The sequence below is a fragment of the Nocardioides sp. genome (assembly GCF_016462705.1).
Taxonomy (GTDB): Bacteria; Actinomycetota; Actinomycetes; order Propionibacteriales; family Nocardioidaceae; genus Nocardioides.
The window spans coordinates 1-3,253 of record NZ_JAEMSS010000247.1 but is presented as its reverse complement, the minus strand read 5'-3'; the positions used below and the strand labels follow the sequence as shown (position 1 = coordinate 3,253).

Genomic DNA, 3,253 nt, shown 5'->3' with positions numbered 1-3,253 from the left:
GTCCTGGACACCGCCGGCGCCGGCGCCGGCACCGTGGTCGCGCCGGCGGTCGACGGCGACCCGGGCGCCGACCTGCTCGCGGACGTGCCCGCGCTCGCCGACTGGCTCGCCGCCCAGCCCGGCACGCTGGTGATCGGCAACTACGTGTACGCCGACGGCGCCACCAACGTCCGGGTCAGCGTCGCGGTCGACGAGCTGAGCCGCCGCCTCCTGGCCGCCCGCGACGACGTCGCACTCGGCTTCCTCGCCACTCCCACCGACGTGTTCGCCGTCCCCCGCGACGCCGTGGCGGAGGCCACCCGGCGCTACGAGACCCGGTCCCGGCCCGCGAAGCTCGTCGGCCGCCCGCTGCGCGCGGTCTCGGGTGGCCGGCTGCTGCGCCGGCCGTACGTCGCCGACTCCGAACCGGGGCTCAACGACGCGCTGGTCCCCCAGCAGGGGCCCAACTACGCACTGGCCAAGCGGCTGCAGCGCTGGCGCGCCACGGTGGCCCGCCACGAGGGCGTCACCGTCTCGATGAACGTCGCCCCGCCGACGCGGACCCGCTCGGTCGTGAAGAACCGCGCGCTGGCCGCGGCCTACGCCGGTGCCCACCGGTTCGGCGTGGAGGTGTTCGACCCGGCGACCTCCAACACGCTGATGGCCGCGCTCCTGGTGCACGACCTGCACACCGGCGGCGGCCCTCGCCACGACCACCCGTGGCAGGACGAGGCGTACGCCGCGGTGCACGGCGGGCTGTGGCGCGCGACATTCGCACCGCGCAGCGCCCTCGGCCTGGCCGCGCTGCTCGGGCTGGGCGCCGCCCGGGGCTGACGCCGGGCCGGGTCAGATCGGCGCGACATCCACGCTGACCAGGAGCGTGGACTTCTTCGCCTCGGTGAAGATCACGCCCTTGACCGGCGGGACGTCGGCGTAGTCCCGGCCCCACGCCACGGTCACGTAGCGGTCGTCGGCCTCCTGGTCGTTGGTGGGGTCGAACGCCAGCCAGTCGCCCTCGGTCGCCCCGGTGAGGTCGGGCAGCCAGACCGCGACCCAGGCGTGCGACGCGTCGGCGCCCACGACCCGGGGGCGGCCGGGCGCCGGGAGCGTGGACAGGTAGCCCGACACGTAGCGTCCGGCCAGCCCCTGCGACCGCAGGCACGCGAGCGTCAGGTGGGCGAAGTCCTGGCACACGCCGGCCCGGGTCGACAGCACCTCCGCGACGGTCGACGTCACCGTCGTGGCGGTGTGGTCGTAGTCGAAGTCCGCGTGGATCCGGTGCATCAGGTCCGTGACCGCCTCACCGAGCGGGCGGTGCCGGGTGAACGACAGGCCGGCGTAGTCGCGCGCCTCCTCGACCTGCTCGACCGCGGTCGAGGGCAGGGCGAAGTCGGTGGCTCGCCACGCGCCGGTCAGGTCCGGCGACGCGAGCGGCCGGGCGCGCTCCCAGGGGACGTCGAGGAGACCGGACGCCACGACGGGGGACGCGACGTCGACCTCGCTCACCGCCTCGATCTCCAGGCGGGTGTGCGGATCGGTGACCTGGAAGTACGTCGCCAGGTTGCCGTAGTAGTCGGTGTCGTGGCTCAGGTCGACGGGCGCGGGGGTCACCGCGACGTCGTACGACGCGACGGCCTGCCCCGGCAGCGCGCGCGGGACGAGGTGGGCGATCCCCAAGGAGTCGGTGACCTCGTCGTCGTAGGAGTACGTGGTCCGGTGGGTGATCCGGTACGCCGTCATGGGGCGGCCGCCGTCAGCTCGGTCAGCTCCATCATGGTCAGCGGGCGCGGCGCCGGTCCGGTGGCGAAGTGCTGCTCGTGCACCGCCTCGGCCAGCCGGGCCAGCGTCACCGCCGTCGCCGCGAGGTAGGCCTCGAGGTTGGGCCGGCCGACGCCGCCGATGGCGACCAGGGCGGCGAGGTCGGTGCGCTCGAGCTCGCCGTCGAGGTCGGCCAGCAGGCGCTCGGGCCGGGTCGAGCCGGTCGACGCCGGCTGCGCGGCCAGGTGCCGGCGCAGCTCGGCGAGGCAGAAGACCAGCGACCGCGGGTTGTCCGGGTCGAGCAGCAGCAGCTCGAGCACACCGGCCGGACGGACGTAGCCCCGGTACCGGCGCCGGTGGGTCACGGCGCTCTCGGAGGCGGTGAGCACCGCGTTCAGCACCTCCCGGTCGACGTCGATGCCGCGCCGGACGGTGGTGGTGCCCGCGAGCAGGTGGCAGACCTGCAGCGAGCGCTCCAGGTAGCGGCCGGCGCCGATCATGTGCCAGCCGGGGTCGCGCATCATGCTCGCGGTCACGCCCTGGAGGGCCAGGATCCCGGTGAGCATCCGGCCGGCGGACTCCGCCACCTGGTGGCTGTGCGGCTGACCGAGCAGCGCCTGGGTCGCCCGGTCGATGGTGCCGAACCCGCGCCAGGTGTCACCGGAGAGCTGGTCGCGCACCCCCTGCATCGCGTCGCGCAGCCCGGCCAGGGAGTGCGCGACCGACCCGACCCGGTCCGGGTCCAGCAGCAGCGAGCGGAAGTCAGCGCCGTAGCCGCCGGGGTGCGGCTCCGGACCGGGGCCGGCCAGGCCGTGGATCGTGGTCATCAGCACGTCGAGGGTCGTGCCGCCGGTGGATCGCGGCCGCTGCTGGAAGTCCTCGGCGTAGGAGTGGGCGGCCAGCACCAGCCGCAGCATGTCCTCGGCCCGCTCGGCGTAGCGGCCGACCCAGAACATGTCCTCGAGCACCCGCGGGACCAGGACGTTGACCGAGCGGGCGCTGGTCATCGGGAGCACGTCGGTCAGCCGCTGGTCGGGGTCGGCCGGCGACTCCTTGAGGACCCACACGTCCTTGCTCGACGTCGGGACGCCACCCCGGTCCGCGGTCTCGTAGACGTTGGCGAGGCCGCCCACCAGCGGGCGGTACGCCGACCCGTAGCGCAGCGTGAACGTGCGCAGCGTCATCGGGCGCGGCGCCGCGGCGCCGTGCATCCGGCCGGCCGCGCCCCAGGTGGGTGCCTGCGAGAGCGGCAGCCGCTCCTGCCCCACGTAGCGGTGCGGGGCGGCGAGCACCCGGTCGGTCAGCTCGCGCCTCGAGAGCCGGGCCAGGCCGGAGGACGGGCCGTCGATGGTGCGCACCTGCAGGTGGTCGAGGCGGTCGAGGACCTGCTCGAGCGAGCGCGGGTCGCCGCACCACCACGTGGGCACGGACTCCAGGCGCAGCTGCTCGCCGAGGAGCGCCTCGCACACGGCGGGCAGGAACGGCAGCAGCCCGGGGTTCTCCACGACCCCGGCCC

At 75.1% G+C, this 3,253-nt stretch carries 2 protein-coding genes and 1 pseudogene; 1 reads left to right on the top strand and 2 read right to left on the bottom strand.

Annotated features, from left to right (window positions below; translation table 11 throughout):
- Positions 1-813: pseudogene (locus JHD21_RS20570) on the top strand (hypothetical protein); the annotation flags it as partial.
- 12 nt (positions 814-825) lie between these two features.
- On the opposite strand, the gene JHD21_RS20565 reads toward JHD21_RS20570, so the two are convergent.
- Both JHD21_RS20565 and JHD21_RS20560 read right to left on the bottom strand, forming a co-directional pair.
- Positions 826-1,719, bottom strand: a complete 894-nt coding sequence (locus JHD21_RS20565; protein ID WP_292679188.1) for a transglutaminase family protein — start codon at positions 1,717-1,719, stop codon at positions 826-828.
- Positions 1,716-3,253 (bottom strand): circularly permuted type 2 ATP-grasp protein (locus tag JHD21_RS20560; protein ID WP_292679185.1); only part of this gene is annotated, 1,538 nt, incomplete at its 5' end. The genes JHD21_RS20560 and JHD21_RS20565, both read right to left, overlap by 4 nt.